At 53.0% G+C, this 16140-nt stretch carries 13 protein-coding genes; 8 read left to right on the top strand and 5 right to left on the bottom strand.

Going from position 1 to position 16140, the window contains the following annotated elements:
* Positions 1-86 precede the first annotated feature (86 nt).
* Positions 87-2852: an autotransporter outer membrane beta-barrel domain-containing protein gene (locus JL719_RS17970; protein WP_033155626.1), complete on the top strand. Its 2766-nt coding sequence runs from the start codon at positions 87-89 to the stop codon at positions 2850-2852.
* Between the two features lie 22 nt (positions 2853-2874).
* Here the strand turns inward: JL719_RS17970 and JL719_RS17965 are convergent, their stop codons facing one another.
* The 4 genes from JL719_RS17965 to JL719_RS17950 are packed head-to-tail and all read right to left on the bottom strand — an operon-like array spanning position 2875 to position 5967.
* Positions 2875-3390 (bottom strand): glycine zipper family protein, encoded by a 516-nt coding sequence (locus JL719_RS17965; protein ID WP_033155625.1) that lies wholly within the window; start codon positions 3388-3390, stop codon positions 2875-2877.
* A gap of 15 nt (positions 3391-3405) precedes the next feature.
* Positions 3406-3801 carry a hypothetical protein gene (locus tag JL719_RS17960; RefSeq protein ID WP_033155624.1) on the bottom strand — a complete coding sequence of 132 codons (396 nt, stop codon included), beginning with the start codon at positions 3799-3801 and terminating at the stop codon, positions 3406-3408.
* A 2-nt stretch (positions 3802-3803) separates the two neighbouring features.
* Positions 3804-5282, bottom strand: coding sequence for an ATP-binding protein (locus JL719_RS17955; RefSeq protein ID WP_033155623.1), 1479 nt, complete (start codon positions 5280-5282; stop codon positions 3804-3806).
* A 1-nt stretch (position 5283) separates the two neighbouring features.
* Complete coding sequence (locus JL719_RS17950) at positions 5284-5967, bottom strand: response regulator transcription factor (RefSeq protein WP_033155622.1); 684 nt, start codon at positions 5965-5967, stop codon at positions 5284-5286.
* A gap of 178 nt (positions 5968-6145) precedes the next feature.
* On the opposite strand from JL719_RS17950, the gene JL719_RS17945 reads away from it, so the two are divergent.
* The 4 genes from JL719_RS17945 (at position 6146) to greA (ending at position 11707) form a co-directional block, all read left to right on the top strand.
* Entirely contained in the window at positions 6146-6586 is a 441-nt protein-coding gene (locus JL719_RS17945) for a Spy/CpxP family protein refolding chaperone (RefSeq protein ID WP_033155621.1), read from the top strand.
* A 244-nt stretch (positions 6587-6830) separates the two neighbouring features.
* Positions 6831-7964, top strand: a complete 1134-nt coding sequence (gene carA / locus JL719_RS17940; RefSeq protein WP_033155620.1) for a glutamine-hydrolyzing carbamoyl-phosphate synthase small subunit — start codon at positions 6831-6833, stop codon at positions 7962-7964.
* Between the two features lie 17 nt (positions 7965-7981).
* Positions 7982-11197 carry a carbamoyl-phosphate synthase large subunit gene (carB, locus tag JL719_RS17935; protein ID WP_033155619.1) on the top strand — a complete coding sequence of 1072 codons (3216 nt, stop codon included), beginning with the start codon at positions 7982-7984 and terminating at the stop codon, positions 11195-11197.
* 33 nt (positions 11198-11230) lie between these two features.
* Positions 11231-11707, top strand: coding sequence for a transcription elongation factor GreA (gene greA / locus JL719_RS17930; RefSeq protein WP_033155618.1), 477 nt, complete (start codon positions 11231-11233; stop codon positions 11705-11707).
* 40 nt (positions 11708-11747) lie between these two features.
* Here the strand turns inward: greA and yhbY are convergent, their stop codons facing one another.
* Complete coding sequence (yhbY, locus tag JL719_RS17925) at positions 11748-12014, bottom strand: ribosome assembly RNA-binding protein YhbY (protein ID WP_033155617.1); 267 nt, start codon at positions 12012-12014, stop codon at positions 11748-11750.
* A 50-nt stretch (positions 12015-12064) separates the two neighbouring features.
* Between yhbY and rlmE the strand changes: the two genes are divergently transcribed.
* The 3 genes from rlmE to glmM all read left to right on the top strand — a co-directional run bounded on the left by rlmE (position 12065) and on the right by glmM (position 16134).
* Complete coding sequence (gene rlmE / locus JL719_RS17920) at positions 12065-12682, top strand: 23S rRNA (uridine(2552)-2'-O)-methyltransferase RlmE (protein ID WP_033155616.1); 618 nt, start codon at positions 12065-12067, stop codon at positions 12680-12682.
* A gap of 120 nt (positions 12683-12802) precedes the next feature.
* Positions 12803-14722 (top strand): ATP-dependent zinc metalloprotease FtsH, encoded by a 1920-nt coding sequence (gene ftsH, locus JL719_RS17915; protein WP_192393468.1) that lies wholly within the window; start codon positions 12803-12805, stop codon positions 14720-14722.
* Between the two features lie 71 nt (positions 14723-14793).
* Entirely contained in the window at positions 14794-16134 is a 1341-nt protein-coding gene (gene glmM, locus JL719_RS17910) for a phosphoglucosamine mutase (protein ID WP_033155614.1), read from the top strand.
* The last annotated feature ends 6 nt before the right edge of the window (positions 16135-16140 follow it).

Here is a 16140-nt window from a genome sequence, read left to right as displayed (position 1 = left end):
GGTTGTTTTGTTGAATGATTCGGCTAACCTTATGTACATAGTTCTTCAAATCCCGCAATCCAAGCGCATAGCAAATTAACAGTGTGATGAAATTAAAGGGTCCGATACGGATTGGCTTGTTGGCTTGCGCCTCCGGGTCTGCGCTAGCCGATGCGTTGTCATCCGATGTGTCCTGGTCGGTGATTGGGCGTAATGTCACGATTACTCAGCCGTTCTTTGCCGGCGCAGACAGGGGGAGTTTTGCCGGAAATTCGGCAACGGTAGGTTCGGGGGCCACCGTTAATTTGGCGGGTGGTTACAGCATCCAGGAAGGCGACACCAGTTACTGCCCAGGCTGCATTATCCAGCTTTATACCGCTTGGATTGCCCCGGCACAGGCTGGCTCGGCCGGGTTTTACTCCGGTGGAATCGGTCCCGGTTTCGGTAGCCTGAGCGGATCGTTTTCCGGTCAACTCACGGCCCCTAAAACGCCGGGGACTTACTTTATCGGTCTTGGCGCAACGCTGGACTATGTTTACCAACCGAATACTGCCGGCGGGTTTGGGAAAGACCAGAATGGCATATCCGGTTTCGCGCCTTTTCAGGTAACTGTCATACCTATAGCCGTTAGTTCTATTAGCGCGAATGACAGTTTCAGCACTTTGCCCGGTTACTATTACAACACCGGCGGCGATTTCAACAACTATGGCACATTAGTCAATAACAGCGCCACGTTCAGTCATGGCTCAGGCGTTTTCGCCAATTTCGGCGCCATCAACAACCAAGGTGTAATCGAGAACGCCGGACAGATGGTCAATAGCGGCAGCATCGACAATGTAACGGGAAATACGCTGACAAACGCCGGCGCACTGGTCAATCAGGGAAATTTCGGCAACGCCGGGCAACTGAGTAACCAAGGTACTTTCAGCAATCACGGCGTGCTGAACAATACCGGCACTATAAGCAATACCGGCCAATTCAATCTGGCGCAAACCGGTCTAATTACCGGGACCGGCGATTTCTATAACAGCGGGCAAGGGCGCGTCGATATTTCCGGTAACAACACGCATCGGTTTGATGGCAATGTCAGTAACGACGGTGTTTTCAGAACGGTAAATACCTCGGTAGCGTTTACCGGTAACTTCACGAATAACGGCCGCTATGAGAGCGACCCGTCGATCAACCAATTCAACAATCTGTCCATAGGTGCCAGCGGTTATTTGGTGGGCGGTGCCGGCGATGTTTTCATCGTAACCGGCGATTTTATTAATGCCAGCACGCAAAATACCCTGTGGAATACCGCAAATGCCGATCTGGTTTTCAGCGGCCCGAGCGCGACGCAGCATGCGATGAGCTTGGTGGGTAGCGATCAGGGGCAGACCACTGCTGGTGCGGTCAATAATTTTGCCTGGGGTTCTGTAACGGTAGCGAGCGGCAACGGTTTGAGCTTGGTCGATGGCAATAGCACGCCGGGCGCCGCATTGTATGCCAGTCGACTGGTATTGGCGGATGGCGTGAACCAATTAAGCAGCATTAGCAGCGACTACAACATTTACATCGATCCCAATCTGCCTGAAAACCAATACTTATTGGGAGCGATACGCAGTTTCGGTGGCGGTCGAGGCCAATTGGCACCCTGGAGTCTGCAACCTTTTACGACCGAAACCAGCACCTCACCGGAATTAACCTTTAACCAGCAGACTTTCGCGCCCGCCTTGAACGAGGCTTGCGCGACCCCAAGCGGGATTTTGGCGACCCGGTGCCTGCAACTGCAAGCACTCAGTCCGGAACAGCAAACCACCGCTGTTGCAGCATTAACGCCGGATCAGGTGCCGAGCCAGATGGCCGGGCCGGTGAAATTGGGCGCAACGCGCATGGATGGCCCGTTGACCCGATTGGCGAGCTTACGCGCTGGCGGCGGCGGTGCGCCTTTGTCGGTGAATTTTAACGGGATCCAATTATCCGCCAACCCTGTGGGCTCTCAGGGGCTAGGCGGCGCGGCGGGCGATGACGAGCTGTTCCGTGATTCACCGCTGGGTGTGTTTTTACAAACCCGCTTTAATTTTGCCAATCTGCGCGGTGATGCGTGGGATCGCGGCTTTGATTCGCAAGCGCGCACCGTAACGGGCGGCGCGGATTATCGGCTAAGCGACAAATTGGTGGTTGGTGCGGCATTTAACTACACGCATTCTTCCACCCAATATGCCGATTCGGCCGGCAATATGAGCAGCGATACTTATCTGGGCGCGCTATACGGCAGCTATTATCTGCCCGAGGATATTTATCTGGATTGGGTGGGAAACTACGGCGGTAATGACTATGCCTTTAACCGCCAATACGCCTTTTCCGGATTCGCCGGCCAATCCGCATCCACAACCACCGGCAATCAATACGGTTTTGCATTAAGCAGCGGCAAAGACTTCAATTGGGACGAGTGGGCCATCGGCCCTTATCTGCGTTTAGAGTACCTGGGCATGAACATCGCCCAATACCAGGAGCACAGCGGCAACGGTTTCGACATCATCACCGGCGAGCAAATCAATCATTCTTTCGTCAGCAATCTCGGTACCCAAATCAGTTATGCGCTCAGCACCTCATGGGGCGTATTCACGCCGGCCGTGCGCGTGGAATGGGAGCATCAATACCTCAACGACAATCGGCTGATTCACATGCGCTTGGCTCAGGCCGAGCCGGGGCAGGGTAATTTTACGATTCAAACCGGCGAGCCCGACCGCGATTATGTCAACCTCGGCGGTTCGCTCAGCGCTACATTGCCCAATGGCGGCTCAGGGTTCGTGCGTTATGAGACCCGCTTGGGCCAAACCAATATTTCCGACCACATTCTCGAAGCGGGCTTGCGGATGACTTTCTAGTTACGCAAGCCCTTCCTGCTGGTTATTGGTAAGGAGGTGGTGGTGGCAAGCCGGGTGGTGGTGGCGGAATGCTGGGTTGTGAGGCTTTGGGCGCCGGCGATTGGTAAGAAAACTGCCCGGATACCGGTACTCTGTGCCCCTTGGCATACATACATTGCACATAGGCATTGTCGTAACCTTGTTGGGTGGCATAGCCGGAGCGTCTTGATTCGCCACTGCCGACGATAGTCCCGGCCACTAATCCCGTGCCCGCGCCGATTGCCGCTCCGCCGCCGCCTCCAATAGCGGCGCCGGCGGCCGCTCCCACTGCCGTGCCGACTGCGGCACTGCCGATTTGGCTATCGGTGCTGGCTTGATTCGGTGTGGCCCCCACTTGTCCGGCCGCGTATTGCTGGCATTGGTAGTCGTCTTGGCGAAATTGTTCGAATGATAAGCCGGTGCCGGGCAGCGCCATCACACTCGGGCCTGAAGGCATATGGGCGCAGCCGCTCAAGGCCAGTGCTACGCAGATTCCTGTTATTGGGTTTTTACTGTTCATGTTTGCGGTCTCCTGCTAATTTTGCGGCGTCGGCTCAACTTGTTGCCAGCCATTCGCACAGTCCTTTACATAGGGATAGTAGCCAGCCGGGTCGTTACAGTAATACCAATAGCCTTCTGCTAAAGGGGCGTTCTGAGGCTGGCTGCGCTCGCGCTCGATGTAGACCGGGGGTTGCACCGGTACGGTGATGATTTCCCGCGGGTAATACGGATAAGCCGGGTAGTAAGGATAGGACGGGTAAAACGGTCGGGGATACAGTGGCGCACCAAAGTAGAAGCCAAAACCCGGACGGAAGTGTCCGCCAAAATGCCGGCCGCCGTAATGATGAAACGGGTCGGCGCTCGCGCTTAGCGTCCATGCCGACAGTAAAGCTATCAGCGTGGCTGACAGCCACTTTTTGAGTTTAAACATACTTACCTCTCGTTTGCGTGCCGTATTGGAAACGGGATTTCAATCAGAACACTTAAACCACCTTCCGGTCGGTTGCCAGCGCTGATGCTCCCGCCATGCGCATCGACGGCTCGATGGGCGATGGTGAGTCCCAGGCCGGTGCTGTGCGGTTTTTGCGCTTGACCACTGCGGAAAAACGGCTGAAAAATGGCCGTCAAATCCTGATCGGGTACCCCAGGGCCGTCATCGTCCACCCGTATTCTTAAGTGACGATTAGCGCTATCAAAATCGGCGGCAATGCATACCGTGCCGTCGGCTTTGCAGTGCTGCACGGCGTTACGCAGCACGTTTTCGATAGCGCGATGTAATAGTTCGCTTTGGCATTCGACCTCCACGTCAACATCGCTGAGATACCTCAGTTCGATACGCTTCGGTTCCGCCTCGAAACGCACGTCGGCGACAATGTCGGCCAGTAGGTCGTCGAGATTGAGTGCATCCAGTTTTCCTGGCGCAACGCCCGCTTCCAGCTTGGATAGCATCAATAGTTCGCCGACCAAATCGCTGATGCGTTGCGATTCCCGTTCGATGCGTTCCAGCGTGGCCGGCAATTTTTCCGGTTGTTGTTGAGCCAGGCCGATAGCCGCCTGGATACGCGCCAACGGCGAGCGAAGTTCGTGAGACACATCGTGCAGCAGATGTTGCTGGGCGTTGATTAGCGAGCAGATTTGTTGCGCCATATGGTCAAAGTCACGACCCAGGTCCGCCAATTCGTCGCTCCGTCTACCCATTGCATTGCCGATGCGGGTATTTAGCCGGCCTTGAGCTACAGCGCTTAAAGCGTCGCGCAGGCTGCGAATGGGTTTGGCGAAATACCAGGCCAACAGTCCGCTGAACAGCAGGCTAGCCAAGCTGCCGGAGATTATCGGTAAAATCGGCGTGGGCGGCTCGCGGCGCGGGCGAGGGCCGTGCTCTTCCGGGTTACCGCTCGACGGGGGCGGCCGGTCTCCAAAAAGGGGGCCGTCGAAGCCAAATGCAGGCAGTTCGGGATTGCCCGGAAATGACGGCCTGAACAGGCTGCCAAAACCGTGTTCCGGCAAGGGTACGAAAAGTAGATAACGATGGCCGTCGTCGGCCGCAATCATTTGGATGGCATCCGGGTAGGCGTTTTTTCGCTGTAAGGCTCTGGCCTGCTGCAATACCTCTGTCGCTAAGGGTCTGCCCAGTAATTCCCGATCCGTATCGTCTACCGCGTATATCGGTGGAAAACGGGTGTTTTGCAAGGTCTGAATAAAATCGTGCAAGCCCTTGACGCCGCCATGCGGCAGGGTGCTGGCGGCCAGCTTGACTAGCGAAGCGCGTCTGACATCGACGACATCGGCTGGCTTGGCCGACAGGTTTTGCTGCGCGGAGTGTCTTAGCCAGACGGCGGTACCCACACCGATGCCTGCGGTTAATAGAGCCAGCCAGAAAGCAAAGAAAAACTTCCAAAACAATCTGCCCATCTTATGCCTTGATCATCTGGTAGCCTTGGCCGCGCACGGTCTGAATGTAAGAGCGGCCGTCCGGCTGGCTGCCAAGTTTCTGGCGGATGCTGCTCATATGGACGTCAATGCTACGGTCGAAACGCGCCAGAGGCCTGCCCAGAGCTTTTTCGGAGAGTTCGTTTTTGCTGACCACCCGGCCCACTTGACTGGCTAAGGTTTCCAGCAAATTGAACTCGGTGCTGGTTAGGTCCAGGTCTTGTTCAAACCAGGCAGCTTTGCGTTTTTCCGGCCACAGTTTTAACGGCCCGGCGACAATCGGTCCTGATGACAGACTGGCGGCGGGCTGGGTTCGACGCAAAATTGCCCGGATTCTGGCGACCAGTTCTCTGGGCGTGCAAGGCTTGGGGACGTAATCGTCGGCGCCGGATTCCAAGCCAATGATGCGGTCCACGTCATCGCCCTTGGCGGTGAACATCAGTATCGGCACCCGGCTTTCCAGGCGGATGCGCGTCAATATCTCGGTGCCTTTGATATCCGGCAGCATGATGTCCAAAATGACCAGTTGATATTCGCCGGATAGGGCATGTTGCAGTCCGGAGGCGCCGGTATGGCTGACGTCCACATTAAAACCTTCCTGCGTCAGATACTCTCGGAATAATCCCGCCAGTTCGACGTCGTCATCGATAATTAACACTTTGTGCATGGTTCTCGCTCGTTGGCTGTGTGTTCATCATCATAGCCGCGGCTTCTGCAGACAACCAGCGCGGTTTACCTGATTTTACACAGCACTAACAGCACTTAACCTCTGATTTGAAATACTGGCTACGACGAAATTGAACAAGTTTTGTCCTTGGATTTATCATCGTTTTGTGGAGAGTGTTATGAAAAAATTAGTGTTAGTGCTTGGCTTGTTACCCCTAACTGCAATGGCTGAGCCGCCGCACGGCGGGCACCACGGCGGCGGCAAACCGCCGATGCATAGGTTTGGCGAGGCGGACGGCGAGCAACATTTGCCGAGATTTTTAAAAAATCTTGATCTCAGCGAAAAACAGGAAGCCGATATCAAGAATTTAATGAAAACCCGATTCGGTGACGGACAGGGTCGATTTAAACAAGAGCATGCGCTGCGAGCCGAATTGCACGCTTTGAGTTTTTCCGCTGATTACAATGAGGAACAGGCCAAAGCGTTGCTTGAGAAATCTGCGGCGATGCATCAGCAGATGGCCTTGGAAAAATCCAAGCTTGATCATGACGTGTTTATGCTGTTGACGGCGGCGCAGCAAGAAAAACTGCAAGCCGAAATCGGCAAATTCGAACATTGACTGAACCTGTTGTCCTTACACAGCCCGGTGCAGTGGCTGCTGGCGCCCGGGCAGCTCGGATAAGGCGGAATTGGCAATAAATACAGTGTCTTTGTGAAACAGTGGAATCTCGGTGACGCACCAAGTTAGAAAATTGTTAATGACCAAACAGCCATAATTTCGTAAAATCACCTAAGTTTTTATCTATCAGGAACGGGATGAATCGCAAGATTTATCCCGTTTTCTACATCTAAGGTGGCCAATCTTGAACAAACCTGCATTACTGGTACTAGAAGACGGGACGGTGTTTCACGGCATTTCGATAGGTGCCGACGGCTGTTCCGTGGGAGAAGTGGTTTTTAACACGGCATTGACCGGCTATCAGGAAATTCTCAGCGATCCGTCGTACGCACGGCAAATCGTCACATTGACGTATCCGCACATCGGTAATGTCGGTACTAATCCTGAAGACGACGAATCTGTCAAAGTGTTTGCTAGCGGCCTGGTGATACGGGATTTGCCTTTGCTGGCCAGCAGCTGGCGTAACGCGAAAACCCTGCCCGAATATCTGCGCGAGCACAACGTGGTGGCAATTGCCGACATCGACACCCGCAAATTAACCCGCTTGCTGCGCGACAAAGGCGCACAACGCGGTTGCATCATGGCCGGTGAGTCGGTTGATTTAGACGCTGCGAAACAGGCCATCGAAGGCTTTCCAGGCTTGAAAGGTATGGATCTGGCGAAGGAAGTGACTACCGCCCAAGCCTATGTCTGGACCGAAAACGTCTGGAAGCTGGGTGAAGGTCATCAACAAGCGCCTGATTTGACCAAGCATGTAGTGGCTTACGATTTCGGTATCAAGCGCAATATCCTGCGTTTGTTGGCCAACCGCGGTTGCAAGGTCACGGTCGTTCCGGCCAAAACGCCCGCCGCCGAAGTGTTAGCAATGAATCCCGACGGCGTGTTTTTATCCAACGGTCCTGGCGATCCGGAGCCTTGCACCTATGCCATCGAAGCGATCAAAACCATCCTGGACAAAAAAGTGCCGGTATTCGGTATTTGTTTGGGCCATCAGTTATTGGCTTTAGCCAGCGGCGCGAAAACCGAGAAAATGAAATTCGGCCATCACGGTGCCAACCATCCGGTGCAAGAACTGGCAACCGGCCGGGTGATGATCAGCAGCCAAAACCACGGTTTTGCCGCTAGCGCCGACTCTTTGCCCGCCAACCTGAAAGCCACCTACGTATCGCTGTTCGACGGCAGTTTGCAGGGCATCGCCCGCACCGACGTGCCGGCCTTCAGCTTTCAGGGGCATCCGGAAGCCAGTCCCGGCCCGCAAGATGTCGAGTCCTTGTTCGACGATTTCATCGATTTGATGAACCAGCCTCGTTCCGCTTAAGTTTTATACAGAGTGATATGCCAAAAAGAACCGACATAAAATCGATTTTATTACTGGGCGCAGGACCGATTGTCATCGGTCAGGCTTGCGAGTTTGATTATTCCGGCACCCAGGCTTGCAAAGCGCTACGGGAAGAGGGATACCGGGTGATTCTGGTCAACTCCAATCCGGCGACCATCATGACCGACCCGGATATGGCCGATGCGATTTACATCGAGCCTATCGACTGGCAGACCGTTGAGAAAATCATCGAAAAAGAACGTCCCGACGCCATCCTGCCGACGATGGGCGGCCAGACCGCGTTGAACTGCGCGTTGGCGCTGGATAAACACGGCGTATTGGCAAAATACGGCGTGGAGATGATAGGCGCGACCAAGGAAGCGATTAATATGGCCGAGGATCGCGCGCTGTTCAATGAAGCGATGGCGCGCATTGGTTTGGAAGTGTCCAGAGCCAAAGTCGCACACAGCATGGAAGAAGCCTTTGCCGCACAGGAAGAAGTGGGTTATCCCACCGTGATTCGCCCCTCGTTCACGATGGGCGGCAGCGGCGGCGGTATTGCCTATAACCGCGAAGAGTTCATCGAGATTTGCGAGCGCGGCCTGTATTTGTCGCCGACCAGCGAGCTATTGATCGAAGAATCCATTTTGGGCTGGAAAGAGTTCGAAATGGAGGTGGTGCGCGACTCGAAAGACAACTGCATCATCATCTGCTCCATCGAAAACTTCGATCCGATGGGCGTACATACCGGCGACTCGATTACCGTCGCACCGGCGCAAACCCTCACCGACAAGGAATATCAAATCCTGCGTAATGCCTCATTGGCCGTATTGCGGGAAATTGGTGTCGATACCGGCGGTTCCAACGTACAGTTTGCTATCAATCCCGACACCGGCCGCTTGATTGTCATCGAAATGAATCCTCGTGTCTCGCGTTCGTCGGCCTTGGCCTCCAAGGCCACCGGTTTCCCGATTGCCAAAGTCGCGGCCAAATTGGCGGTGGGCTATACGCTGGATGAATTGCGTAACGAAATCACCGGCGGTGCTACGCCTGCGTCGTTCGAGCCGTCCATCGATTACGTGGTTACCAAGGTGCCGCGCTTTGCCTTCGAAAAATTCCCGCAAGCTAATGACAGGCTGACCACGCAAATGAAGTCGGTCGGCGAGGTGATGGCGATTGGCCGCACCTTCCAGGAATCGTTGCAAAAAGCTTTGCGTGGCTTGGAAGTGGGTGTCGATGGTCTGGATGAAATTGCCGATTTGAACGACGCTAATAGCGAAGACACCATTCTCAAAGAACTACGTTATCCTGGCCCGCAACGCCTTTGGTATTTGGCGGATGCATTCCGTAGTGGTTTGAGTTTTGCTGAGATTCATCAGGCGTCGAAAATTGATCCGTGGTTTCTGGCGCAAGTCGAGGATTTGATTAATACCGAAAAAACCTTGTCCACCAAAACCCTGGCAACTTTGGAGCCGGGCGAGTTATTGCGGCTGAAGCGCAAAGGTTTTTCCGACAGACGTCTGGCCAAATTACTGGAAACCAAGGAATCCGAAGTGCGCAGCGTCCGTCACAAAAAAGGCGTGCGTCCGGTATACAAGCGCATCGATTCTTGCGCGGCGGAGTTTGCTTCCGATACCGCATATCTGTATTCGACTTACGAACAGGAATGCGAGGCCAATCCGTCCGATAAGGAAAAAATCATCATTCTTGGCGGTGGCCCGAACCGCATTGGCCAAGGTATCGAGTTCGATTACTGTTGCGTGCATGCCGCGTTGGCGCTGCGCGAAGACGGTTACGAGACCATTATGGTCAACTGTAACCCGGAAACCGTTTCCACCGACTTCGATACCTCCGACCGTCTGTATTTCGAGCCTTTGACGCTGGAAGACGTACTGGAAATCATCGAACTGGAAAAGCCCAAAGGCGTTATCGTCCAATACGGCGGCCAAACACCGTTGAAACTGGCCCGGGCCTTGGAAGCGGCCGGTGCGCCGATCATTGGCACTTCGCCGGATTCGATAGACTTGGCGGAAGACCGCGAACGGTTCCAGAAATTGCTGGAGCGTTTGAATTTGCTGCAACCGCCCAATGCCACCGCGCGTTCGGTTGAACAAGCCGTGAATTCCGCGAAGGAAATTGGCTATCCGCTGGTAGTGCGTCCGTCGTATGTATTGGGCGGGCGGGCGATGGAGATCGTGTTCAACGAGGAAGGCTTGCGCCGCTATATGAAAGAAGCGGTCAGCGTTTCCAATGATTCGCCGGTATTGCTGGATAGATTTTTGGACGATGCCGTGGAAATGGATGTCGACGCGATTTACGACGGCGAAACCGTGTTGATCGGTGGTTTGATGGAGCATATCGAACAGGCTGGCGTGCATTCCGGCGACTCCGCGTGTTCTATTCCGCCTTACGATTTGCCGTTACCTATTCAAGACCAGTTGCGGGCGCAAGTCGCAAAAATGGCTGAAGCGTTGGGTGTGCGCGGTTTGATGAATACGCAGTTTGCGATTCAGGGGGAGACGGTTTATGTTTTAGAGGTGAATCCGCGCGCCTCGCGGACTGCGCCGTTTGTGTCCAAGGCTACCGGTTATCCGCTGGCGAAAATCGCCGCGCGGGTGATGGTGGGCAAATCCCTGAAAGAGCAGGGCATTACCGAAGAGCGTATTCCCGAGTATTTTTCGGTGAAAGAAGCTGTGTTCCCATTCATTAAGTTCCCTGGCGTCGATCCGTTGTTGGGACCGGAAATGAAGTCCACCGGTGAAGTGATGGGGGTCGGTAAGACTTTTGGGGAGGCATTCGCCAAGTCGCAACGTGCGTGCGGTGTGGATTTGAGCCACAGCGGCAAGGTCTTAATCAGTATTCGTGATGCCGATAAACCCAAGCTGCCCGAATTGGCGAATATGTTAATCGCGAAAAACTATGAAATCGTCGCAACCCGTGGTACGGCTAGAGTTTTGAAGGAAGCCGGCATTGCTTGCAAGGAAATTTTCAAAGTTAACGAGGGCCGGCCCAATACTGTAGATATGATCAAAAACGGCGAGGTGCAGTTGATCGTCAACACGACCGAAGGGGTCAAAGCGGTAGCCGATTCGTTTACGATGCGCCGTGAAGCGTTGCAGCGCAAGGTCACCTATTACACGACGATGGCTGGCGCGCGCGCTGCTTGCTATGCCTTGGGCGAGCTGGATGCCGGCGATGTCAATTGCTTGCAGGACTTGCATAAAACATTTTAACGGATGAATTTGAATTCAAAAGGGGAGCAGTAAATGCAAAAATTTCCACTGACAGTGGTCGGGGCCAATAAATTACGGGCCGAACTGGAAGAGCTTAAAACCGTGACCAGGCCGCGTATCATTCAGGCTATTTCCGAGGCGCGCGCGCACGGTGATTTAAAGGAAAATGCTGAGTACCACGCGGCGCGCGAACAGCAAAGTTTTGCCGAAGGCCGCATCGCTGAAATTGAAGGCAAATTATCCAACGCCAACATCATTGATGTCACAAAAACCGAAGCCAACGGCAAAGTGGTATTCGGTGCCACGGTGGAAATCGAAGATCTTGATTCCGGCAAGACGGTGACTTATCAAATCGTCGGCGAAGATGAAGCTAATATCAAGGAAGGCCGTATTTCCGTGGGATCGCCGATTGCCAGGGCATTAATTGGCAAGGAAGTGGAGGATGTCGTGACGGTAAAAGCGCCGGGCGGCGATATCGAGTACGAGATAATCTCGGTTCAATATATTTAAGCTGATTGGTTGATGGGGAGGAAACGCCTCCCCATTGGCGTTATTTTTTTGGGTTCAAGCGATAAATAACTGCAATTTGGCCAATCGATTGCACTAATTCGGCCTTGGTCTGCTCGCAGATTTGTTCTCTGATGGTTGCGCGTTCGTCTCTTTCGGCGCGAATTTTGATTTTAATCAGTTCGTGGGCGTTCAGCGCCACGTTAATTTCCTTGATAACTGCGTCGGTCAAGCCGGCCTGGCCGATAATCACCACGGGATTTAGTGGGTGAGCTAGGGCCTTCAGCTTTTTCTTTTGGATAGGATTCACTCTGTTTCCTTAAACTTTAAAAACCCGGCAATTTTACACGAATAGAAAATATGGCACGCAGCAAAAGTAGCCAGCAATGGATGCAGGAACATTTCCAAGACGAGTATGTCAAGAAAGCGCAGGCAATGGGTTATCGCTCTCGTGCCGTATTCAAACTGATAGAAATCCAAGAAAAAGACAAAATCATAAAACCTGGTATTAATATAGTCGACCTAGGCTCCGCACCGGGCGGGTGGTCGGAATATGTCAGCAAAATCGTCGGTAAAAAAAATAAGGTGATTGCGCTGGATTTGTTGGCTATCGATCCTATCGACGGCGTGGATTTTATTCAAGGCGACTTCCGGGAAGACGAAGTGCTTGAACAACTCTATAAAGTGCTTGATGGCGAACCGGTGCACTTGTTATTGTCGGACATGGCCCCCAATATGAGTGGTAGCCGGGAAATGGATCAGCCACGGGCCATTTACCTGGGCGAATTGGCCCTGGACGCCGCGCAACACATTTTGGCTAAGGGTGGCACCTTTTTGATCAAGATGTTTCAGGGCGCCGGATTTGATGAATACTATAATCAAGTGCGTCAGCAGTTCAGCAGTGTGGTGATTAGAAAGCCGAAAGCTTCACGGGCCAGAAGTAATGAAGTGTATATTTTGGCGAAAGGTTTTAAATAAAACTGCGAAAGTCGCCTTTCATAGGGCTATGATGGCGGTGGGATGCGAGTAGTCCTGATACAATTACTCGGTTTTTAAATTTTGAGGCCATTCCAGGCCGGAGCGCGTAACTTGAGCGATATGATTAAAAATTTAATTTTGTGGGTGGTCATCGCCGTAGTGTTGATGGCTGTATTCAACAGTTTCGGGTCGCGGGCGATTCGTAGCGACGCGACGTTTTCATACTCGCAATTGATCGACGCTGTGAAAGCTGGACAAGTTCAGCAGGTTGCGATCTCCGATAATACTGTGAAAGGCAAAATGGTCTCCGGCGATAAGTTCAAGACTTATATGCCTAACGATCCGCATTTGATCGACGATCTGTTGGCTAACGGTGTGGAAATATCCGTTCAGCCTCCCGAAGAACCTTCGATGCTGATGCAAATATTCGTGTCGTTCGGGCCGATTTTATTGCTGATTGCCGTCTGGGTATTCTTCATGCGCCAAATGCAAGGTGGCGGGGTCGGTGGTCGCGGCGGTGCGATGGGCTTTGGTAAAAGCAAGGCACGGATGCTGGATCAGGATCAAAACAAGGTCACATTCGCTGATGTAGCCGGTTGCGATGAAGCCAAGGAAGAGGTCGAGGAAATGGTCGACTTCCTTAAAGACCCGGCAAAATACCAAAAATTAGGTGGTAAAGTGCCGCGAGGTGCTTTGATGGTTGGCCCTCCGGGTACCGGTAAAACTTTGTTGGCCAGAGCGATTGCCGGCGAAGCTAAAGTGCCGTTCTTCACTATTTCCGGTTCGGACTTCGTGGAAATGTTCGTCGGTGTCGGTGCCTCCAGGGTGCGTGACATGTTTGAACAAGCCAAAAAGCACGCACCTTGCATTATCTTCATTGATGAGATCGATGCGGTTGGTCGTTCACGTGGTGCCGGCTTAGGCGGCGGTAATGACGAGCGCGAACAAACCTTGAACCAATTGCTGGTCGAAATGGACGGTTTCGAAGGTCACGAAGGTATTATCGTTATCGCCGCAACCAACCGTTCCGATGTGCTGGATAAAGCCTTGTTGCGTCCAGGCCGTTTCGACCGTCAAGTGGTGGTCGGATTGCCTGACGTCAGAGGCCGCGAACAAATTCTTAACGTGCACCTGAAAAAAGTGCCTGCGGCGGACGATGTCAAAATCAAATATATCGCCCAAGGTACGCCAGGATTTTCCGGTGCTGACTTAGCCAACTTGGTTAACGAAGCGGCCTTGTTCGCCGCGCGCTACAACAAGCGTTTAGTCAGCATGGTGGACTTGGAAAAAGCCAAGGATAAACTGATCATGGGGGCGGAAAGACGTTCCATGGTGATGGACGAGAAAGAAAAGAAAATGACTGCGTATCACGAAGCCGGTCACGCTATCGTCGGCCGCTTGGTGCCTGAGCACGATCCTGTTTACAAAGTCAGCATCATGCCGCGTGGCCGTGCGTTGGGTGTAACCATGTTCTTGCCTGAGCGCGATCAATATAGCGCTAGCAAACGTAAACTCGATAGCATGATTTCCAGCTTGTACGGTGGCCGGATTGCCGAGGAATTGATTTTTGGCTGGGAACAAGTGTCCACCGGTGCTTCCAACGACATCGAACGTGCCACCGAGCTGGCCAGAAACATGGTGACCAAATGGGGTTTGTCGCAACGTCTTGGTCCTTTGGCGTACAGCGAAGAAGAAGGCGAAATTTTCTTGGGCCGCTCAGTCACCCAGCATAAATCGGTTGCGGAAGAGACTTCACACACCATTGATGAAGAAATCCGGTCTATCATTGATAGAAATTACGAAAGAGCGGAAACGATTCTGAAAGAAAACGAAGATATTCTGCATGCAATGGCAGATGCCTTGATGAAGTACGAAACCATCGATAAATATCAGATCGATGATTTAATGGAAAGAAAACCGGTGAGAGAGCCGAAAGGTTGGGAGGACGATACGCCGTCTTCCAGTGGTGGCATCAAAAATGATCATTGGGATCAAAAAGATACCGACCCATCAATCGGAGGCGCAGCCGAGCAAGGCTGATGCTGTAACGGCAAAAGCGAGAGAGGCTCCGGCCTCTCTTTTTTTTGGGATTTAGTTAAGAGAATTTGAGTATGGCAAAAAAATATTTTGGCACTGACGGTATCCGCGGCAAAGTCGGTGAGTACCCCATTACTGCCGACTTCATGCTGAAACTGGGCTGGGCGACAGGCAGAGTCTTTGCCAAGGAAGGCAGTGGTTTCGTGTTGGTGGGCAAGGACACGCGCATTTCCGGCTATATGTTCGAATCAGCGTTGGAAGCTGGGTTGTCGGCGGCGGGTGTGGATACCCGTTTATTGGGGCCTATGCCCACGCCTGGTATTGCCTACTTGACTCGTACTTTGAGAGCAAAAGCCGGCATTGTCATCAGTGCTTCTCACAATCCGTACTATGACAACGGTATCAAGTTTTTCTCGGTGGATGGCGCCAAATTGCCGGATGACGTGGAGCACCAGATCGAACAGTATCTGGATGCGCCGATGACTACGGTGGAATCGGCAAAACTGGGTAAAGCCAAACGGGTCAGCGATGCGGCCGGGCGTTATATTGAGTTTTGCAAGGCAACGGTACCGCCGCATTTGGATTTTAAAGGCATGCGGATTGTTATCGATTGTGCCAACGGTGCGACCTATCACATCGCACCGCATGTTTTTAGCGAAGTGGGAGCCGAAGTTGTCACCATCGGCGCCGACCCGGATGGTTTGAACATTAACGACGAATGCGGTGCTACCAAGCCGGAAAATCTGGCTGCCAAAGTGCTGGAATTCCGCGCCGATCTGGGAATAGCGCTGGATGGCGACGGCGACCGGATTATCATGGTCGATCACAAAGGTGAAATTGTCGATGGCGACGAGTTGATTTACATCATTGCTAAATCGCGCTTGGAAGAAGGCAAATTGTTCGGGCCCGTGATTGGTACACTGATGTCAAACCTTGGCATGGAGCATGCGCTGAAAGCCGTCGGCGTGCCTCTGCTGCGCGCCAAAGTAGGCGACCGCTATGTGATGGAAATGTTATCTGAGCACAAAGGTATGCTCGGTGGCGAAGGCTCCGGACATATTATCTGTCTGGATAAAACCACCACGGGCGACGGTATTGTTTCCGCCTTGCAAGTGTTGGCGGAAATGCAACGTACTGGCAAAAGCCTGAATGAGCTTAAATCCGGTATGAGCAAATACCCGCAAGTGCTGATTAACGTCAAAACCGATAAAAAAGTCAAAATCGAAGAGATCGACAGCATCAAAAAAGCCGTGGACGCAGTAGAGAAAAAACTGGGTGAACGAGGTAGAGTGTTGCTGCGATCCTCCGGCACCGAGCCATTGATCCGAGTGATGGTGGAAGGTGTAGATCAAGACGAGGTGGTCAAGTTTGCCAACCAACTGGCCGCCGATGTCAAGAAAGCTATTCCGGCTTGAACTAAA

Origin of the sequence: Methylomonas sp. LW13 (assembly GCF_016865255.1) — a bacterium.
Lineage (GTDB): Bacteria > Pseudomonadota > Gammaproteobacteria > Methylococcales > Methylomonadaceae > Methylomonas.
The sequence above is the reverse complement of the archived record's forward strand: the minus strand, read 5'-3'. Positions and strand labels throughout refer to the sequence as shown.

Coding starts and splice junctions, on each gene's coding strand:
- JL719_RS17970 (WP_033155626.1), top strand. CDS start 87: ATGAAATTAAAGGGTCCGATACGGATTGGCTTGTTGGCTTGCGCCTCC.
- JL719_RS17965 (WP_033155625.1), bottom strand. CDS start 3,390: ATGAACAGTAAAAACCCAATAACAGGAATCTGCGTAGCACTGGCCTTG.
- JL719_RS17960 (WP_033155624.1), bottom strand. CDS start 3,801: ATGTTTAAACTCAAAAAGTGGCTGTCAGCCACGCTGATAGCTTTACTG.
- JL719_RS17955 (WP_033155623.1), bottom strand. CDS start 5,282: ATGGGCAGATTGTTTTGGAAGTTTTTCTTTGCTTTCTGGCTGGCTCTA.
- JL719_RS17950 (WP_033155622.1), bottom strand. CDS start 5,967: ATGCACAAAGTGTTAATTATCGATGACGACGTCGAACTGGCGGGATTA.
- JL719_RS17945 (WP_033155621.1), top strand. CDS start 6,146: ATGAAAAAATTAGTGTTAGTGCTTGGCTTGTTACCCCTAACTGCAATG.
- carB (WP_033155619.1), top strand. CDS start 7,982: ATGCCAAAAAGAACCGACATAAAATCGATTTTATTACTGGGCGCAGGA.
- greA (WP_033155618.1), top strand. CDS start 11,231: ATGCAAAAATTTCCACTGACAGTGGTCGGGGCCAATAAATTACGGGCC.
- rlmE (WP_033155616.1), top strand. CDS start 12,065: ATGGCACGCAGCAAAAGTAGCCAGCAATGGATGCAGGAACATTTCCAA.
- ftsH (WP_192393468.1), top strand. CDS start 12,803: ATGATTAAAAATTTAATTTTGTGGGTGGTCATCGCCGTAGTGTTGATG.
- glmM (WP_033155614.1), top strand. CDS start 14,794: ATGGCAAAAAAATATTTTGGCACTGACGGTATCCGCGGCAAAGTCGGT.